This is a genomic window from Devosia sp. ZB163 (assembly GCF_028613635.1).
Lineage (GTDB): Bacteria > Pseudomonadota > Alphaproteobacteria > Rhizobiales > Devosiaceae > Devosia_A.
This window is the reverse complement of the sequence record NZ_JAQRMY010000001.1, coordinates 917769-935205: the sequence shown is the minus strand read 5'-3', so window position 1 is coordinate 935205 and position 17437 is coordinate 917769. Positions and strand designations below refer to the sequence as shown.

Sequence of the window (17437 nt, the reverse complement as noted above, 5' to 3'; positions counted from 1 at the left end):
ATGCGTCTGTTTCCCCCTCCGATCACCGACCGCAACATTCGCATCGCTCTCGTCGGCGCCGGGCGGATCGCGCAGAATCACTTTGCGGCAATAGCTCAGCATGGCAATCGGGCTGAACTCGTGGATGTGTGTGACATCGACCCGACGGCGCTGGCGAAGGCCGTCGAGAAGACTGGCGCCAGGGGCCACGGCAGCCTGGACGAACTGTTGAAGAGCACGGCGGCCGACGTGGTCGTACTGACCACGCCGAGTGGGTTGCACAGCGCGCAGGCGCAGCAGATTGCTGCGTCGGGTCGTAGCGTCATAACGGAAAAGCCGATGTCGACGCGTTGGCGAGACGGCCTCGATATGGTCAAGGCCTGTGACGATGCAAACGTCCGGCTCTTCGTGGTCAAGCAGAACCGTCGCAACGCGACTCTGCAAATGCTCAAGCACGCGGTAGATCAGAAGCGCTTTGGCCGCATCTACATGGTCAATATCAATGTCTTCTGGACGCGCCCGCAGGACTACTACGATGCCGCCAGCTGGCGCGGCACGTGGGAGTTCGATGGCGGCGCCTTCATGAACCAGGCTAGCCACTATGTTGATCTGCTAGACTGGCTGATTGGCCCAATCGAGAGCCTTTATGCCTATACCGGCACCCTGGCGCGCAATATCGAGGTGGAAGACACCGGCGTGGTAAGCATCAAGTGGCGGTCCGGTGCCATGGGGTCCATGAACGTGACCATGCTGACCTACCCGAAGAATCTCGAGGGCAGCATTACCATTATCGGAGAGTCAGGCACGGTCCGAATTGGCGGTGTGGCCGTGAACGAGATACAGCACTGGGAATTCGCAGAACCGCACGAGGACGACGCCCATGTCGCCAGTGCAAGCTACGAAACCACTTCGGTCTATGGGTTTGGCCACCCGCTCTACTATGACAATGTCATTCGCGTTCTGCGCGGCGAGAGCGAGCCGGAAACCGATGGTCGCGAGGGCCTCAAGAGCCTCGAGACGCTGATCGCCATCTACAAATCTGCCCGCGACGGGCAGCGCATCAACCTGCCACTTGACTATTGATGGTCACGATCCACCCAACGGCGATCGTGGACGACGGCGCGATTGTGGGCGATGGCACACGCATCTGGCACTGGGTGCACGTCTGCGGCGGCGCCCAGATCGGCAGCGATTGCTCGCTGGGACAGAACGTCTTTGTGGGCAACGATGTTGTTATTGGCAACAACGTGAAGATCCAGAACAACGTCTCGGTCTATGACGCTGTAAGGCTGGAAGACGACGTGTTCTGCGGTCCGAGCATGGTCTTCACCAATGTCCATAATCCGCGCTCGGCAGTCAGTCGGAAGAGCGAGTATCGGCCGACAGTCGTGCGGCGCGGCGCGACGCTCGGCGCCAACTGTACCGTGGTCTGCGGTGTCACCATTGGCGAGTTTGCCTTTGTTGGCGCCGGCGCCGTGATCACCAAGGACGTGCCGGACTATGCCCTCATGGTCGGGGTCCCAGCCCGGCGCGTCGGTTGGATGTCGGAAAGCGGCACACGCCTCAATGGCACAGGCGTCGTCACGGATGAGGCCGGGACCACCTACCAAATCACCGAGGATACTTGCAGGCGACTATGACCCAGGCGCTTCCCTTCATCGATCTCAAGACACAGTACGCCCTGCTCAAGCAGAGCATCGATGCCCGTATTCAGACCGTGCTCAACCATGCACAGTACATCATGGGCCCGGAAGTCGCCGAAATGGAGCGTAAACTTGCCGAGTATGTCGGCGTGCGCCACTGCGTCAGCGTCTCGTCCGGCACCGAAGCGTTGTTGATCTCCCTCATGGCGCTGGGCGTAGGCCCGGGCGACGAGGTGATCACCTCCCCCTTTACCTTTGCCGCCACTGCAGAAGTGATTGTGCTGGTCGGCGCAACGCCGGTTTTCGTTGATATCGAACCCGACACCTACAATATCGATACTGCGCTGGTCGAACAGGCGATCACCCACAAGACCAGGGCGATAATCCCTGTCTCGCTCTATGGTCAGACATCGGATATGCTGGCCTTGCAGGCGATTGCCGATCGCCACGGCCTTCCAATCATAGAAGATGCTGCTCAGAGCCTTGGCGCTACCCATCACGGCCGCCGCTCCTCGGGGCTGTCCAAGTTTGGCTGCGTCAGCTTTTTTCCTTCCAAACCGCTTGGCTGCTATGGAGACGGTGGGGCTCTGCTGACGGACGACGATCGACTGGCCCAGATTGCTCGCGAGATCCGTACCCACGGCCAGGAGCGCCGCTACTGGCACACTCGCATCGGCGTCGGCGGTCGCATGGACACGCTGCAGTGCGCCATCGTTCTGGCCAAGCTCGAACGCTTCGAGTGGGAGATCGACCAGCGCATCGCCTTGGGCCAACAGTATCTCGAACTGTTGGCCGGTCACAACGCCATCGGCCTGCCGACGGTCCGACGGGGCAACACGTGCGTGTGGGCCCAGTTCACCGTCCGGGTTGCCGATCGCGAGGCGGTGGTTTCTGCCTTAGGCGCGAAAGGCATTCCCACAGCGGTCCACTATCCGGTACCACTCCATAAGCAGCCAGCCTATGCCTCGCTCTGCCGGATGGGATCGCCACTACCGCAGTCCGAGCTGGCTGCCGAAACCGTGCTCAGCCTGCCTTTCCACCCTTACCTCTCCGCGGACACTCAACACATGATTGCCGCGGCTCTGCGCGACTCAGTTGCCTGAGGATCTCACCAAAGCGGCTGGCGCGGTTCGCAAATGGCTGGCTGCAGTCCTGCGCGAGAACAGCTACGCGCGCGACACACTCACGAACACGCTAGGCCTGCTTGCAGCTGCTGCCCTGCCTGTCCTGATCCTGCCCATCCTTGCGCGCCTGTACTCGCCGGAGGACTTCGGACTGCTTGGCGTCACAGCTGCGGCTACGGGACTGGGCACCATTGCATCGACGGGGCGCTACGAGGCAGCCATCCTCCTGCCCAAGCGGGAAACCGATGCCATCGCCGTAGCGATGGTGGCTGCCTGTTTCGTGCTTGCGACGACTGCCCTGTTGGGCGGAGCTGTTTGCGTAGCCTGGCTGATGAATGTCTCTCTGATACGTCAGCATGCGGAACTGGCGATACTGGTGGTCGTTTCCACCTCGTTCGCCGGCAGCGCGCAAATCCTAATCAATTGGGCCATCCGTGGTCGCCGGTTTGCACTTTCGAGCATGGCCCGTATCGCCAGCGCGACTACGACCGCACTGGCCTCGGTGGTATTCGGCCTCCTGGGTGCTGGGGCTGCCGGACTGGCAGCAGCAGCGGCGGCGGGCTACCTCGCAAGTTGCCTTGCGCTGGGCGTGTCGCTGTATCTCCGACGTAACGCTACCGCGATCCCTACTGGCGCCGACATCGTCGCCCAGGCGCGAAAGTACCGCGATTTCCCACTGTTCTCCTTGCCATCGGACCTGGCCAACACCCTGGCTACCAACCTGCCCGTGCTGTTCTTTTCGACCTTCTTCGGAGCCGCAGCAGCAGGATACCTGACGATGTTCCAGCGCATTTGGGCAGGGACGGCTGTTTTGGTTCAAGGGCTGGGCGAGACCTTCCGGCAGCGCGCCGCCAGCGAACGCCACGACACCGGCAGTTTCGTGAACACAATGAACATGACTTTCCGGGCGCTCGCCGCACTCGCCGTGGTGCTGTTCGCGACCCTTCTCGCGCTGGGCCCACTGCTGTTTGAGCTGTTCATGGGGCCCCAGTGGCGAGAGGCCGGCGTGTACGGCCAGATACTGGCGCCTCTCGTCTGCCTGCAGTTCATCGCATCGCCACTGAGTTGGTCGTTCTACCTCGCCGAACGCTTGCGCCTGCTGATGGCCTGGCAATGGTTACTTCTGGCGACTTTCCTCGCCACCTTGTCGATCGGTGGCTACCTATTCGACGCTAAGAATACACTGTTGGGGCTCTCGCTGGTCGGCAGCGTGCTCTACGCCGCGTACACCTTCCTGTCGCTACAGATGGCAGCAACGAACGCAACTGACCGATAGCGCAGGCTTGCCGTCTAGCCGGGACACTATCCCCGCAGCCTGTACTCGGTCGCACGGCGCGGCAGAAAGAGCACGGCCAAGGCGACGAACAACCCCCAGCCCCCGGAGTTAAGCAGTATGCTGAGTGTGTTCTCGAAGGTCAGGGCAATGGCCGCCGCATTTACGGCCAGTGCTGTTACGGGGTTAGGAAACGCGGCGGTCAGCAAGGCGAGCAGCAGGCCCGTGAGCACGCCAGACGCAAGCACTCCCGGCGTTCCGAAGTTGGCGTATCCGTTGATGTAGTTCGCCGCTGAGACGCTACCTCCAATGCCACGGGCATGCAGCTCGGGGAAGTATTTCAGCCATATCTTCTCGGGAATGTAGACAAACTCACAGCCTACTAGAGACGCATACCAGCGGTAACCGCACCCTTTCTCTGAAGGAAAATCGGTCGAGTAGCTCTCCATCCAGAACTTGACGGTCAACCCGTTCTTGTAGAATAGCCGAGCAAGGATCGCTTCGCTCGCGACGTAGACGCCTCGGGCCACGCCAGACGCGCGCTCAACTAGCGAGGCTTCGCCTGCCGGTTCCTCGGTTGATGAGAGTTCGTCCGAGGGGCGTGGGCTCTGCTCAGTGATATGTGGGCTCTGCTCAGTGATATCAAGAGAAAGAGGAGCCGAGAGCGATTTGTCCTGCAGAAGAATGTTCCCGTAGATCACGCCAAGTATGATCAGCGCAGTGATGGCGGCGTGAGCCAGCTTCTTTCCGAAGACCTGGAAGAGCAATGTCGGCACGAAAATGATCACCACCACCGATTTGGTGATCATTCCGAGGGCGAACAGCCCTAGATATACAGCCAGCAGCCAATATGCCTTGCGGCGAAAGATAAATGAATAAAGCAACCACAGCGGCGCTATAGCCTTGATGTAGTACTCTCCCGCGTAGCTAAGGAGGGTTGGAATGCCGTCGTGGAATTCATGCCTCAGGCCTGCGTTAGCAAAATAATCTGCGCTAAGCAGCATGTCATAGGCCGGCACTCGCCCCGCCACCCCGAAGTAAACAACGGGGAACAAAAATACAAAAATATCCACGAGCGTGCTTGCCAGCGGCCTATCCGGCAGCCTCAAGATGTCAGCGACTCGCCCGGTGACCCCGGAGACAAATGACCCAGTCAACGACCTCGATGACAGGTACGACACCCATACCAGGACACCATACAATGCTGTATAGTATATGTAATCATCGCCAGTAACATAGATCACCGACGCCGCATGAATCATGAATACCGCAGAAAAGAACGATACTAGCGGATTTTCTAGTACGAATCCGACTGCAGGACCCATTGCGCGTCTCGCCCACATCGTCAATATCAACCAAACACGACCAAGGAACGCCTCACTTCCAGGAACGACCGCCACCTTGACATTAGATCATGGGTTAGTCGAAACATTTGTGTGTCCTAGGCTGCAGCGAGTCAGTTCGAAGCTAATAGTATGATTTCAATAGTGAACTACGGCATCGGCAACGTTGGTTCGGTCGTGAACATGCTCCGCCACGTCGGCATCGAGGTCGACCTCGTCGCGACGGCCGATGAGGTAGAGCGCTCCAAAGCCCTGGTACTGCCAGGCGTCGGCGCGTTCGGCACCGCAATGCGGGCTCTTCATGAGTGCAAGCTGGTCGACGCTCTCAAGCAAAAGGTCGTCGCGGAGCGTACCCCCATACTCGGCATTTGCCTCGGCATGCAACTTCTGGCGAAGGAGAGTGAGGAGGCGCCCGGTTGCGAGGGGTTAGGATTTGTCGACGCCTCTTTCGTCAAGTTCTCCGACCATCGGACAAGCGAGCGCCTCAAGGTGCCGCATATGGGTTGGAATACTATCGACGTGAAGCGCCCCAACCCGCTGGTTGAGCAGGATGAACAGGAGAGGCGATTCTACTTTGTGCATTCCTACTACGCGCGCTGCAATAATTCCGAAGACGTGATCGCCACGTGCCGCTATGGTGAGGAGTTTGTCTGCATCTACGGGCGGGGCAATGTCTGGGGCACACAGTTCCACCCCGAAAAGAGTCACAAGTTTGGCATGCAGCTGTTGAGCCGCTTCGCGGCCTACGCATGCTGAGACATCGCGTCATCCCTACCTTGCTGCTGCGTAACGGCGGCTTGGTAAAGACGACCAGGTTTTCCAGTCCACGCTATGTCGGCGATCCCCTCAACGCCATCCGCATCTTCAACGAGAAGGAAGTCGACGAGCTGCTGGTGTTCGACATCACCGCGTCACGCGAGCGGCGCGCCCCGAATTTCGAAGCCATCCAGGAGTTGGCCGCAGAGTGCTTCATGCCCTTTTGCTACGGCGGAGGCATTTCCACGATCGAGCATGCAGAGCGGCTTTTTGCCCTTGGGGTTGAGAAGGTGAGCCTACAGACTGCCACCGCCCGAAACCTTGAGCTGATTACACGTATCGCCACGAAGTTCGGCAGTCAGGCAGTAGTGGCCGCAGTTGACGTCAAGAAGAGCTGGGGCTCCGGATACAAGCTCTATTGGTCGGCGAGCGGCCGCACGGAGAGAGACTGGCAGGGCCACCTCCGTCGCGTCGTCGGTGCAGGGGCAGGCGAGGTAGTGCTCAATGCTGTGGATCGGGATGGGACTATGCAAGGGGTTGATGCCGATCTCATCCGCATTGCGTCCAATGACATCGAGGTTCCGCTGGTTGCGCTGGGGGGAGTAGGGAGTCTAGATGACATCCGAGTCGCTATCGAGGCAGGTGCCAGCGCGGTGGCTGCAGGCGCGTTCTTCGTCTACCACGGCAAGCATCGCGCCGTGCTCATCACATATCCACCTTATGCGACGCTCGAGAGGCTGATGCAGAATAGATGACTCGCCCCTACCAAGTGTGCACTCGCTGCGTGATGGATACCTCGGATCCGCAGATCACTTTTGACGAAGAAGGTGTCTGCAGCCATTGTCACAAGTTCGAGGTCGAGACACGCCGGCGCTGGTTTCCCAACGCAGAAGGCGAGCGCCTATGGGCTGAGAAGCTCGACGAAATCAAGGCTGCCGGCCGCGCAAAGGAGTATGACTGCATAATTGGCCTGAGCGGCGGGGTCGACAGTTCCTACCTAGCCTTGCGCGCCAAGGAATGGGGATTGCGACCGCTGGTCGTGCATGTCGATGCTGGCTGGAACAGCGAACTCGCGGTCTCCAATGTCGAGACCATCGTCAAGGCATGCGGCTACGACCTGCACACAATCGTCATCGACTGGGAGGAGATGCGCGATCTTCAGTTGTCCTACCTCAAGTCCGGGGTCTCCAACCAAGACGTACCGCAGGACCACGCCTTCTTTGCGAGCCTCTACCGCTACGCTGTCCGCAACAACGTGAATTACGTCATGAGCGGCGGCAACATCGCGACGGAGGGTATTTTCCCCGACAGCTGGCACGGCAGCGCCATGGATGCGATTAACCTCAAGGCAATCCACAGGCGCTTCGGAACACGCGCGCTAAAGGCCTATCCGACCGTCAGCTTCCTGGAATACTATCTGACGTATCCGTTCGTGCACGGCATGCGGACCGTTCGGCCGCTCAACTTCATGAAGTACGACAAACAGCAGGCTGTCGACACGCTGGTGTCGATCGGCTGGCGCCCTTATGGCCGCAAGCACGGAGAGTCGCGCTTTACTAAGCTGTTTCAGAACTACTACCTGCCTGAGAGGTTCGGCTACGACAAGCGCCGCCCGCATTTGTCGAGCCTGATCGTCTCGGGTCAGATAAGCCGCGACGAGGCTGCCGAGTCGCTAGAGGAGCACCTCTATGCAGCCAAGGACCTCGACTCCGACCTAGCATATTTCTGCAAGAAGCTGGGTATAAGTAGAGACGATTTTGCACGCTACATGGCCGGCCCAAAGCGCTCGTATTCCGACTTTGCCAACTGGGACGGAATGCAACGGGCCATCAAGCAGGCTCAGCAACTCTATCGTCGTGTACGCGGGCGCGACGTAAGGATCTATTCGTGACGTTTCGGGTTGCACACCTGACGTCGGCGCACCCGCGAAACGATGTCAGGATCTTCGTCAAACAATGCCGTAGCCTGCTGGCGAGCGGACATCACGTGTCGCTGATTGTCGCAGACGGTCTTGGTGACGCCATTCACGACGGCGTTGAGGTCCATGACGTGGGCAAGCCCGGCGGCAGGATGGGTCGGGCACTGACCGCGACACGACGTGTACTCGCACGCGCCCGTAGGCTACGTGCCGACATTTATCACCTGCACGATCCGGAGCTCCTGCCCGCGGGGCTCGCGCTCAAGCGCGACGGACGCAAGGTTGTCTTCGACGCGCATGAGGATTTTCCGCGGCAGATTCTCTCGAAGCCATACATCAAGCCTGCATTGCGTCGAGCCATCTCATTGGCCGCCAGCGCTTTTGAAACCTACGCCTGCAAGCGGATCGACCACGTAGTCGGCGCCACTCCCAAGATCGGCCAGAAATTCCGCGACATGGGCGTGCCCACCACCGTGATCAACAACTATCCTCTGCTGGGTGAGCTGGAGACGCCCGTCTCGTGGGACAACAAGGAGCCGGTCGTCTGCTACGTCGGCGGGGTCTCCTCCATCCGCGGCCTCAACGAAGTCGTCTCTGCCCTGCATCTATGCAGTACCGGCGTGCGCCTCGCGCTTGCGGGTGAGTTTGGGGAAAGGGGCTTGCGCGACAGACTCGTGCAGAACTCCGGCTGGGGCGCGGTCGATGAGCTCGGCCAGATCCCGCGCAGCGGTGTGCGTGATGTGATGGCCCGCTCGCTGGCAGGAATCGTGACATTCCTGCCGTTGCCAAACCACATCGACGCGCAGCCAAACAAGATGTTCGAGTATATGTCGGCCGGTATTCCCGTGATCGGATCAAACTTTCCGCTATGGCGCGACATAATCGAGCACAGCGACTGCGGTATCTGCGTAGATCCCGAAGACCCAAGGGCCATCGCGCGGGCAATCGATACGCTCGCAGCCAACCCTCTGCTGGCTCGCCGCCTCGGCGAGAATGGCCGTCGGGCGGTGCACCAGCGCTACAACTGGACCGTCGAGGAACAGCAACTGACAAGCCTGTACGAGCGGCTATTAAGGGATCAACCTACAGCTGCTGAAGCCTCCCCGACCGGCCGGAGCATACTGCCGTGAAGAGCATCGTCACGGTGGTCGGTGCACGCCCCCAGTTTATCAAGGCCGCACCCCTGTCGCGTGCGATTGCAGCGAACGGTACGTTCGAAGAGGCCATTGTTCACACTGGTCAGCACTTTGACGCCAACATGTCGGACGTGTTCTTCGAAGAACTCGGGATCGCGAAACCGGCCCGCTTCCTAGGAATATCGGGTGGCACTCACGGGGCGATGACCGGCGCCATGCTAGCTGCACTCGAGCAGGCGTTCCTTGAACTCAAGCCGGACACAGTCGTTGTCTATGGCGATACCAACTCGACGCTCGCCGGCGCGCTTGCCGCCAGCAAGATGCACATTCCGATTGTTCATGTGGAAGCCGGCCTACGCTCTTTCAATCGGCGCATGCCCGAAGAACAGAACCGCGTCCTTACCGATCATCTGGCGGACCTGCTTTTCGTCCCGTCGGCGGCAGCGGCGCGGAACTTAGCGCGCGAGGGTCTGCCGGCAGAGCGCGTGCACGACGTCGGCGATGTCATGTTCGACGCTATCCGCCAATTCGGCCAGCGTGCGCGTAGTGTGAGCAGCGTTCTAGCGCGCCTTGCCCTGTCGGAGGGCCAGTACGTGCTATCGACGGTTCACCGGGCCGAGAACACCGACGATCCTGCGCGCCTGCTCACGATCATCGACGCTCTTGAGATGGTAGCACGGACGCTCCCTGTGGTCCTGCCCCTGCACCCGCGCGCCCGCGCGGCTCTAGACCGAGCCGGCCGTTGGCCTGACCGGATTCGAGTCGTCGAGCCCGTCGGGTATCTCGACATGATCCGTCTCGAAGGCGCCGCTGCAGTCATTGCCACCGACTCCGGCGGCGTTCAGAAGGAGGCCTACTTCCAGGGTGTCCCTTGCGTGACGCTGCGCGATGAAACCGAGTGGGTAGAATTGCTGGATTGCGGTTGGAACACACTTGCCCCTCCCACCGATACCGTCGCCGTAGCACAAGCTATCCTGGCCGCGCGAGAGCGCCGAGGCGAGGGCGATTCACTCTATGGCCACGGCAACGCGGCGCCCGAGATAGTAAGTATCCTAAGTCAGCACATAAGATAGCGACTTCACCACCCACCTTCCTACTCGAGAAGAGGCGCTTGCCCTGTTGAGGACGAGAACGGACGCACTACCTCAACATCAAATGGTATCTCGATGCAGTGGGGCTCGACTTCACTGATACGCTAGGACGATCAACAACACCCCCCAGCCAAGCGAAGAGCTCGCAACGTGAACGCCTGCATCTGGTACGTCTCGAAGTATATTGCGCTGCCGCGCGAACAAAAGTGGAGCACCCGCGCCTTCTCGATAATGCGAGAGATAAGGAAGAACGGCAACCGCTGTGTCATCCTCACTTCTGACTCCAACCACCTTACGAGTCCTCGGGCAGTTGACGGCGCACAGGCGCGTGAGGTTGTGGACGGGGTTGAGGTCACCAGGTTGCGCACTAAGAAGTACCGAGGCTCCAAGTCGATCTCGCGCGCCATTAGCTGGCTCGATTTCGAGTGGCGGCTCTGGCGCCTGCCGAAGGACGGCCTACCCCGCCCCGACGCGATCATCGTGTCCAGCCTGTCCTTGCTGACGATCTTCAACGGCCTGCTACTCCGGCGCCGCTACGGCTGTCGCCTTATCTTCGAGGTGCGCGACATCTGGCCCCTCACAGTCATCGAGGAAGGCGGATTCAGTCCGTACAATCCATTCGTCCTGACTTTGGGATGGATAGAGAGACTAGCGTATAGGCGCAGCGACGCCGTCGTCGGCACCATGCCCAACCTTGCGGAACACGTTGCCGAGGTGGCTGGATCGGCTGCGCCCGTGTTCTGCATTCCTATGGGCGTGGATGAAGGGGCCGCCGCACAGGCGGCTCCCATGCCCGAAGACTACGCACGGCAGTACCTCCCGGAGAACAAGTTTATCGTCTGTTACGCCGGGACTATTGGCATGGCAAACGCACTGGAGACGCTGTTCGCCTGCGCCAGACGCATGCAGGACAACAGCAACGTTCAATTTCTGGTTGTCGGCGAAGGCGGGCTGAAAGAGACGTTCCAGCGTGAATGCGCCGACCTCGCGAACGTCACCTTTGCACCGGGCGTACCCAAAAACGTGGTGCACTCGGTCCTTGAACGATGCGATCTGCTCTACTTCTCGGTGCGCCCCTCCAAGATCTGGAAGTTTGGCCAATCCCTGAACAAGGTAACAGACTACATGCTGGCAGGCAGGCCAGTTGTCGCCTCCTACTCAGGCTACCCCTCAATGATCAATGAGGCGGCCTCAGGAAGCTATGTGCCGGCAGGGGACGTCGCTGCACTTCGCGCCGAAATCGAACGCTACGCCGCGATGCCGGAAGCGGAGCGCCAAGCAATCGGGATGGCCGGCCGCGAGTGGCTGATCGCCAACCGCAGCTATGCCAGGCTCGGCCGCGACTACCTGGACTTGTGCCTCGGTCCAGACAACAAGGGACCGGGTCAATCACGCTCCGAAGGCAGTGGCGGCACCCCGAGCATCGTCGCAATCTCATAGACCCGAGCGGAGCCTCGACAGCGCCGGACGGCAGTCAGCGCCCGGCACGCCGCCAGCCGAGGCTCGCGACAGCTCGACGCTAGCAATCATTGTAGCCGGGCGGCGCACTAATGCCGGAAATGGCAACTCATACTATCGGAGCACTTCCTTGAGACATTTGCGCATGCCGATTCTTGTTGCAGCTCTCGCAATCTCGGCATTGACGCTGGCTTGGTGGACCAGCTCAAGTCCCGCTCCGCGCTGGGATGCATTGCCGGTCAAGCAATCATCTTCAGTCGTCGACGTCGCACTTCCTTTGGTCGCGCCGTTCTTTTGGTTCTACCCGACCACACGTGAGGTTGCGACAGATTGGGAGGCCATGACTGCCAAAGGAGATCCACTCCGCGTCGCCGAACATCTCTATCGCCGTCTCTACGACTACGCCAGGACCGGAGACCCCGAACTGGGAGACGACGCACGCGCCGGTGTCGACACTCTACTCAAGTGGCCCAACGTTCTTCGGGAGGGCGGGCAGATCGTGCGGTGGAACTATGACTTTGACTATGAAGACCTAAAGAGTGGCTGGTGGTCGGGTATGGATGGCTTTGCTACTCCGCTGGCGCTGTATGCGGCCTCCGAGGTGCTCGAGGACGTAACTTTGCGCACGCTCGCCCTCGCGGCGCTCCGACAGGCGATAAAGTCTCCAACAGCGGGAGGCTCAATCTGGAGAGATGCAAGTGGGTGCTGGCTGTCGGAGTTCAGCTGGCCAAACATGAGTGTCAATGACGAGTACTTCGTACTCAACGGCCATCTATATGGAATGCAGGCACTTTACCTACTCGCATCTGCTACGCAGGATCCCGAGTTAGTGGAGGCATATCAATGCGCCGTAGCAGGTACTAGGGCCAAGGCGGACGCCTTCAATGCGATCCCCGACTGGTCGCTGTACATGCTGAATGAGGCCTCCGTTTCTCCTCCCCACTACGTGATTTTCGAGAGCGTCCAACTCTCCTCACTCGCTGCACTAACAGGCGAGAAGCTCTTTACTGAAATGCAACTGGTGAGGCAACGCGATCTGGCTTTACAGTATCCAGTACACGCGATGGACGACGGAAAGCTGCTTTTCTCCCACGTAGGAGCGCCGCATCCATATCTACTGGACACTTACCCCGTCAGCCTGGAATGCAAGCTGCCAAACGGCGAGCTGTGGCGAACCGAGTCGAACTTCCCGCATCGTCAGGGCGAGGAATTCCTCAAACGCGCCTTCATCGTTGCTACCCCGCCTGCCCCACCCTCATCCTGCAAAGCGATAAGCGACAATGGGGTGCAAGCAACCCTGTTCGAGATGCCTCCGCTACCTGAGCGCCGGGATCAGCACGCTACATTGACCCCAACCGTGAGCGTCGCGTTCGACGCAGTTGCCATTGATGACAGGACCGTGACAGTCGCCCCCCTCTTTTCTGCAGCGGCTGATCCTGCGCACTACACCAGCACCCGCGCAAACATCGCCCTTGAAACTGAAATCCCGATATCAACGACCAGTTTGTTTGGGATTGAGGTATCGCCCTCCCGCGACATCGCTATTGGGATCACTGTGGAAGACGACCATGGGACGCGTGCCACACGCTATTATCCGGGCTTGAGAGCGGGCGAAACCAGCCTAGTGCTGTTGTCGAAGGTCGGCTTCCCAAAATACGAGTCTCTGACAGATCGGTTGTCAAAGCTGACCATCCACGTGTGGACGGATCCGGAAAACCTGCCTGACCAAGGCCCCTTCGAGATGGAACTGGGTAACGTCGTTACCTTCGGCAATACCCTGGCGCTGTATCGGTATCTCGTGGACTCGGGCAGCGTCGTGCCTCAAGGCCAGTAACCGTCAAGCTCAGACGTCGCCAGCCCCGCAAACCGCCAATTTCTAGGACTGGGTGGCCTGACGCTCGCCCGAGAAGGCAGCATCGCGGTACGCCATACGCTTTCCGAGCGCCAACGCGCGCTTTTCTACGGCCCAGTAGAAAACAATACTGAACAGCAGGCTGACCACAAACGCGCTCACCGCAAGCAACACGTCCTGCCAGCTGGCAACAATTTCTCTTTGCTTTCCAGCCAAGGTGAAGCACAGGCTTATGAATAGGGGATGGAACAGATACAGTGTGTACGAGTACCGACCAGCTTCCGTTAGCGCCTTGACGCGGAGCCATTTCGTGCGTTTCTCGCCAGCGCTCTGAATCGCCCAAAGGAGCACTATCGCGTACCCGACAGTTAGATACGTGTGCCCCCACAGATACATCTGCCGGTCGAGGTCGTTTTGTATCACCGCGATGGTTAGTGGCGTCGAGATGACAAAGGCAAGAGCGCATTTCGCGGCCTTCGACGCGTGCTTGAGCAATGCTTGCTTCGCAAGCTTATTCCGCATCGCCAACGCAAGCAGTCCACCGGCACAGAACCCATCCAGCCGAAAAGGCGGCAGGACATAAGGAGCGAGGGAATGGTTCGCGCCAAATAGCAGGTGTGCCGCCCCCCTCGCCAGAATGGAGGTTGCACCAATCGCGAGCAGCAGCGGGACGAGGTATCGGCGCGGTGTGGCTATCATGACCCATGGCGCTATGAGGTAGAACCACTCTTCGATCGCAACTGACCAAGTTACGGAGAATCCCCGTGCGACGGCACTATCCGTGACCGCCATCAGCCAGTTCCACGTAAATGTCACCTGTGCGAGCAGCTGCACTACTGCGCCTGCATTGGTATTGAACGCTGGACTCTCACCAACCCACACATAACAAAGCCAGTACAATGCAATCAGCATTGCGTATGGCGGATAGATCCTCATGAATCGACGCCAGTAAAATACCTTGAGCAGATGCTTGCTATCTCTTTCGTCGACCAGAATTCCGATGATGAGAAAGCCAGACAGCACAAAGAAGAAGTCGACCCCCGTTCTGCCCCATATCGTCAGCGAGCGAACGATGTCATCGCCGGAAAGTGCACCCACGAAGTGCCACAGGAGGACGAAGACGATAGCCAGCCCTCGGAGTCCGTCCAACTCCGAGATTCGGGCGTTGCTTCCCTGATCATGCATACCGCAACCTCCTGCGCGGTCTCACTACACGAGAGCGCTTCCTAGACTCAACCCGAGCGCTGTGGACGCGGGACCTGTCCATAGACGATCGCTGCCTTTGATCGGGATACGGATGTTCGGTCGCCATCGGGTAGCTAGACGCGTTGCGCGGTCCTTGCCTCGATTGAAGAAAGATCCCAGGCGGCTCTCGATCGTGATTAGCAGCGAGATTTTGCAGTGCGTGACCAAAAGCAACGTCGTCAGCACGGGCGATGGTTCAGCGTTGGGTACTGTTCGCTCAATCAGAGCAGGTCCCGAAGACTCCGCTTAACTATTGGTTAATCGCTATTGACGGCGCGGGGCGTGCTGGGGGTACTAAAGCGTACAGGAGGTTCGCCTTGGGGGTGAGATTCTCCGACTTCTGAGTGGCAGTTGTGGCGCCGTTCTGGCTGGCAACCTGCTCGTTTTCGAAAGAAGGGCAGTGCTGTTTTGGGGACGCCGCGGCAACGACATCTCGCCAGACCGGGCTTGAGGACAGTCCTTGCGTGCGTACTGCTCGGGCTTGTTCTGCCCGCCCTTTCGGCCTGCTCCAGTCTTTCGCCGTCGGGGTTCGGGGGTGTTGCCAAGCCGCGGCTCGAGAATGGCGAGGCCGAGCGTCGCGGGCCGGTCATCAATGAGGCCGCCTTCAACAAGACTGCGGTGCAGGCAACGCTTGCACCCTATTCCGGCTTTGTCGGGGAGGTGCGCGTCAACTATGAGGGCGAGCGCCGCGCCGTCGAGAGCGACCTGCGCGACCTGAGCGCTGCGTCGGCCGACTTCAGTCCCAACGAAACCGTTTCGGTCGATTTCACCGACGCCTCGCTGGACTTCATTCTCGAGCAGTTGCTGCGCGGGGCGTTGCAGGTCGACTACATCGCGCCCGCCGACCTGCCCACCGGTATCGACTTCCGCATCGAGACGCCCCTGCCCAAGAGCCGGGTCATCCAGGTGGTACGCGACCTCCTGGCGCGGAACGGGCTCGTGATGCGCCTCATCAATGGCGTCTATCAGATCGGGCCGGCCGAGCTGATCGAGTCGCTGCAGGCCAATTCGAATGCCGGACGGCCCGGCGACGATACGACCAAGATTATTGCGCTCGGCAGCAACAACGCCGCACAGGTGGTGTCCATCGCCTCGCAGCTGCTGCCCCAGAATGTCAGCGTCATGGTGTCGAGCTCGTCGGACAAGGTCGTGGTGCGCGCCAACCAGAACGACATCGCCTCGATCGAGCAGATGCTGCGCCAGCTTGCGCAGATGGCCGTGGGGAGCGACCAGGTCGCGATCATTCCCTTGCGGCGCAGTGCGCCCGAGGCGGTCGCGGCCCAGTTGGGCCAGTTCTATGGCGAGCTGCTCAGTGAAGGCGGCGACTCACGGGTTTCGGTCATTCCGCTGCAGAACCAGCAGGCAATTCTCGTCGGCGCCTCCGACCCGGCGCTGATGCAGGGCGTGCAGCAACTGGCGCAGCAACTCGACCGGTCGGTGACCGATGCCAGCGAATTGCGCGTCGTCGCGCTGACGCACCGCAAGGCAGCGGACCTTGTTCCGCAGCTCGTCCAGCTGTTCGGCTCGACGACGGCGGCGCTGGCCCCGCCGGCAGATACCGGCGCGAAGGGACCGACGACCGGGGTCGCGTCGCGCCTCACCGTGCCGGGCGCCACCCCCCCGAGCGACAATGCCGACGGCACGGGGCTCGCCGTCCCGATGCCGGCCGATGCGCTGCAGGAGGAAGGCGGCAACGGGCCGTTCGCCGCCTCGACCACCGCTGCGCCGCAGAGCGGCGAGACGCGCATCGTCGCCGATGAGAGGACGAACGCGATTCTCGTCTATTCGACCTACTCGGTCTACAAGCGCGTCCGCGAAATGGCGCTGACGCTCGACGTCGCCCAGGCGCAGGTCATCATCGAAGCGACCGTGCTCGAAGTGGAGCTCAACGAGACGATCGAAACGGGCGTGCAGTTCTTCCTGCAGTCGAACGGGTTCTCGATCGGCTCCGGCATACCGGCCGGCAACGCCACTGCGTCGCGCGGCGGCATGGCCGGCTTCAGCGGCTCGGTGGGCGACATCAATGTCGAGGCGGTGGTCAAGGCGCTGCGGCAGGTGACCGACCTCAAGGTCGTCTCGTCGCCCTATCTCACCGTGGTGGACGGGCAGGCGGCGCGGCTGGTGATCGGCGACCAGATTCCGTTCGCCACGAGCGAGCAGACCTCGTCCAATACGGGCGGCACGACGATCACGCGCAATATCGAGATCCTCGATACCGGTGTCGTGCTCGAGATCACGCCACGCATCCACGCCAACAATGCGGTCGACCTCAAGATCGTGCAGTCGGTATCGACGCCGTCAGCGTCGGACGGCACGAACCTCACGCCGGTCGTCGCGACCCGCGATATCTCCTCGCAGATTCTCGCGCAATCGGGCCGCACGCTGCTGCTGGGCGGCATGATCCAGGATCGCCAGCAACTCACCGAGGAGGGCGTGGCCGGGTTGAGCGAAGTGCCGGTGATCGGCGGGCTGTTCCGCCAGAACAAGGGTTCGGCGAAGCGGACCGAACTGCTGGTGCTGATCACGCCGCGCGTCGTGCGCAGTTCCTCGGAGATCGAGAACATCACGAGGCTGCTGCAGAACTCGCAGATTCAGTAGAACTTCTGAGCGCCAGTTGGA

Annotated in this window: 14 protein-coding genes; 12 read left to right on the top strand and 2 right to left on the bottom strand. The window is 60.3% G+C overall.

From position 1 onward, the window contains the following. From PRN20_RS04850 to PRN20_RS04835, 4 genes are read left to right on the top strand one after another with little or no spacing between them, the layout of a single operon-like run. On the top strand, positions 1 to 1062 hold the full coding sequence (locus PRN20_RS04850) for a Gfo/Idh/MocA family protein (protein WP_273955938.1): 1062 nt from the start codon (positions 1 to 3) through the stop codon (positions 1060 to 1062). Beyond that, entirely contained in the window at positions 1062 to 1619 is a 558-nt protein-coding gene (locus tag PRN20_RS04845) for an acyltransferase (RefSeq protein WP_273955937.1), read from the top strand. Before PRN20_RS04850 ends, PRN20_RS04845 begins: the two co-directional genes overlap by 1 nt. After that, complete coding sequence (locus tag PRN20_RS04840; protein WP_273955936.1) at positions 1616 to 2725, top strand: DegT/DnrJ/EryC1/StrS family aminotransferase; 1110 nt, start codon at positions 1616 to 1618, stop codon at positions 2723 to 2725. Before PRN20_RS04845 ends, PRN20_RS04840 begins: the two co-directional genes overlap by 4 nt. Then, the gene (locus PRN20_RS04835) at positions 2718 to 4022 is read left to right on the top strand and encodes a lipopolysaccharide biosynthesis protein (RefSeq protein ID WP_273955935.1); all 1305 of its coding nucleotides are present in this window, start codon (positions 2718 to 2720) and stop codon (positions 4020 to 4022) included. Before PRN20_RS04840 ends, PRN20_RS04835 begins: the two co-directional genes overlap by 8 nt. Positions 4023 to 4048: 26 nt before the next feature. On the opposite strand, the gene PRN20_RS04830 is transcribed toward PRN20_RS04835, so the two are convergent. Further along, positions 4049 to 5344 (bottom strand): hypothetical protein, encoded by a 1296-nt coding sequence (locus PRN20_RS04830; RefSeq protein WP_273955934.1) that lies wholly within the window; start codon positions 5342 to 5344, stop codon positions 4049 to 4051. 162 nt (positions 5345 to 5506) lie between these two features. Here PRN20_RS04830 and hisH point away from each other — a divergent pair, with 162 nt between their 5' ends. From hisH to PRN20_RS04795, 7 genes are all read left to right on the top strand, one after another. Further along, positions 5507 to 6118, top strand: coding sequence for an imidazole glycerol phosphate synthase subunit HisH (gene hisH, locus PRN20_RS04825; RefSeq protein WP_273955933.1), 612 nt, complete (start codon positions 5507 to 5509; stop codon positions 6116 to 6118). Beyond that, complete coding sequence (locus tag PRN20_RS04820) at positions 6112 to 6873, top strand: AglZ/HisF2 family acetamidino modification protein (RefSeq protein ID WP_273955932.1); 762 nt, start codon at positions 6112 to 6114, stop codon at positions 6871 to 6873. The genes hisH and PRN20_RS04820 overlap by 7 nt, the downstream gene beginning before the upstream one ends. Continuing rightward, positions 6870 to 8009: an N-acetyl sugar amidotransferase gene (locus PRN20_RS04815; RefSeq protein WP_273955931.1), complete on the top strand. Its 1140-nt coding sequence runs from the start codon at positions 6870 to 6872 to the stop codon at positions 8007 to 8009. The genes PRN20_RS04820 and PRN20_RS04815 overlap by 4 nt, the downstream gene beginning before the upstream one ends. After that, positions 8006 to 9166, top strand: a complete 1161-nt coding sequence (locus PRN20_RS04810; RefSeq protein ID WP_273955930.1) for a glycosyltransferase family 4 protein — start codon at positions 8006 to 8008, stop codon at positions 9164 to 9166. The genes PRN20_RS04815 and PRN20_RS04810 overlap by 4 nt, the downstream gene beginning before the upstream one ends. After that, on the top strand, positions 9163 to 10245 hold the full coding sequence (wecB, locus tag PRN20_RS04805) for a non-hydrolyzing UDP-N-acetylglucosamine 2-epimerase (protein WP_273955928.1): 1083 nt from the start codon (positions 9163 to 9165) through the stop codon (positions 10243 to 10245). Before PRN20_RS04810 ends, wecB begins: the two co-directional genes overlap by 4 nt. A 168-nt stretch (positions 10246 to 10413) precedes the next feature. Beyond that, the gene (locus PRN20_RS04800; protein ID WP_273955927.1) at positions 10414 to 11703 is read left to right on the top strand and encodes a glycosyltransferase family 4 protein; all 1290 of its coding nucleotides are present in this window, start codon (positions 10414 to 10416) and stop codon (positions 11701 to 11703) included. A 163-nt stretch (positions 11704 to 11866) separates the two neighbouring features. After that, positions 11867 to 13555: a D-glucuronyl C5-epimerase family protein gene (locus PRN20_RS04795; RefSeq protein ID WP_273955926.1), complete on the top strand. Its 1689-nt coding sequence runs from the start codon at positions 11867 to 11869 to the stop codon at positions 13553 to 13555. Between the two features lie 42 nt (positions 13556 to 13597). Here the strand turns inward: PRN20_RS04795 and PRN20_RS04790 are convergent, their stop codons facing one another. Further along, entirely contained in the window at positions 13598 to 14758 is a 1161-nt protein-coding gene (locus PRN20_RS04790) for an acyltransferase family protein (RefSeq protein ID WP_273955925.1), read from the bottom strand. 507 nt (positions 14759 to 15265) lie between these two features. On the opposite strand from PRN20_RS04790, the gene PRN20_RS04785 reads away from it, so the two are divergent. Next, the gene (locus PRN20_RS04785; RefSeq protein ID WP_273955924.1) at positions 15266 to 17416 is read left to right on the top strand and encodes a secretin N-terminal domain-containing protein; all 2151 of its coding nucleotides are present in this window, start codon (positions 15266 to 15268) and stop codon (positions 17414 to 17416) included. The last annotated feature ends 21 nt before the right edge of the window (positions 17417 to 17437 follow it).

What these genes read in the sequence shown, in the direction of transcription:
- PRN20_RS04840 (WP_273955936.1), top strand. Translation starts at nt 1,616, where the DNA reads ATGACCCAGGCGCTTCCCTTCATCGATCTCAAGACACAGTACGCCCTG.
- PRN20_RS04815 (WP_273955931.1), top strand. Translation starts at nt 6,870, where the DNA reads ATGACTCGCCCCTACCAAGTGTGCACTCGCTGCGTGATGGATACCTCG.
- PRN20_RS04850 (WP_273955938.1), top strand. Translation starts at nt 1, where the DNA reads ATGCGTCTGTTTCCCCCTCCGATCACCGACCGCAACATTCGCATCGCT.
- PRN20_RS04795 (WP_273955926.1), top strand. Translation starts at nt 11,867, where the DNA reads ATGCCGATTCTTGTTGCAGCTCTCGCAATCTCGGCATTGACGCTGGCT.
- PRN20_RS04830 (WP_273955934.1), bottom strand. Translation starts at nt 5,344, where the DNA reads ATGGGTCCTGCAGTCGGATTCGTACTAGAAAATCCGCTAGTATCGTTC.
- PRN20_RS04845 (WP_273955937.1), top strand. Translation starts at nt 1,062, where the DNA reads ATGGTCACGATCCACCCAACGGCGATCGTGGACGACGGCGCGATTGTG.
- PRN20_RS04820 (WP_273955932.1), top strand. Translation starts at nt 6,112, where the DNA reads ATGCTGAGACATCGCGTCATCCCTACCTTGCTGCTGCGTAACGGCGGC.
- PRN20_RS04790 (WP_273955925.1), bottom strand. Translation starts at nt 14,758, where the DNA reads ATGCATGATCAGGGAAGCAACGCCCGAATCTCGGAGTTGGACGGACTC.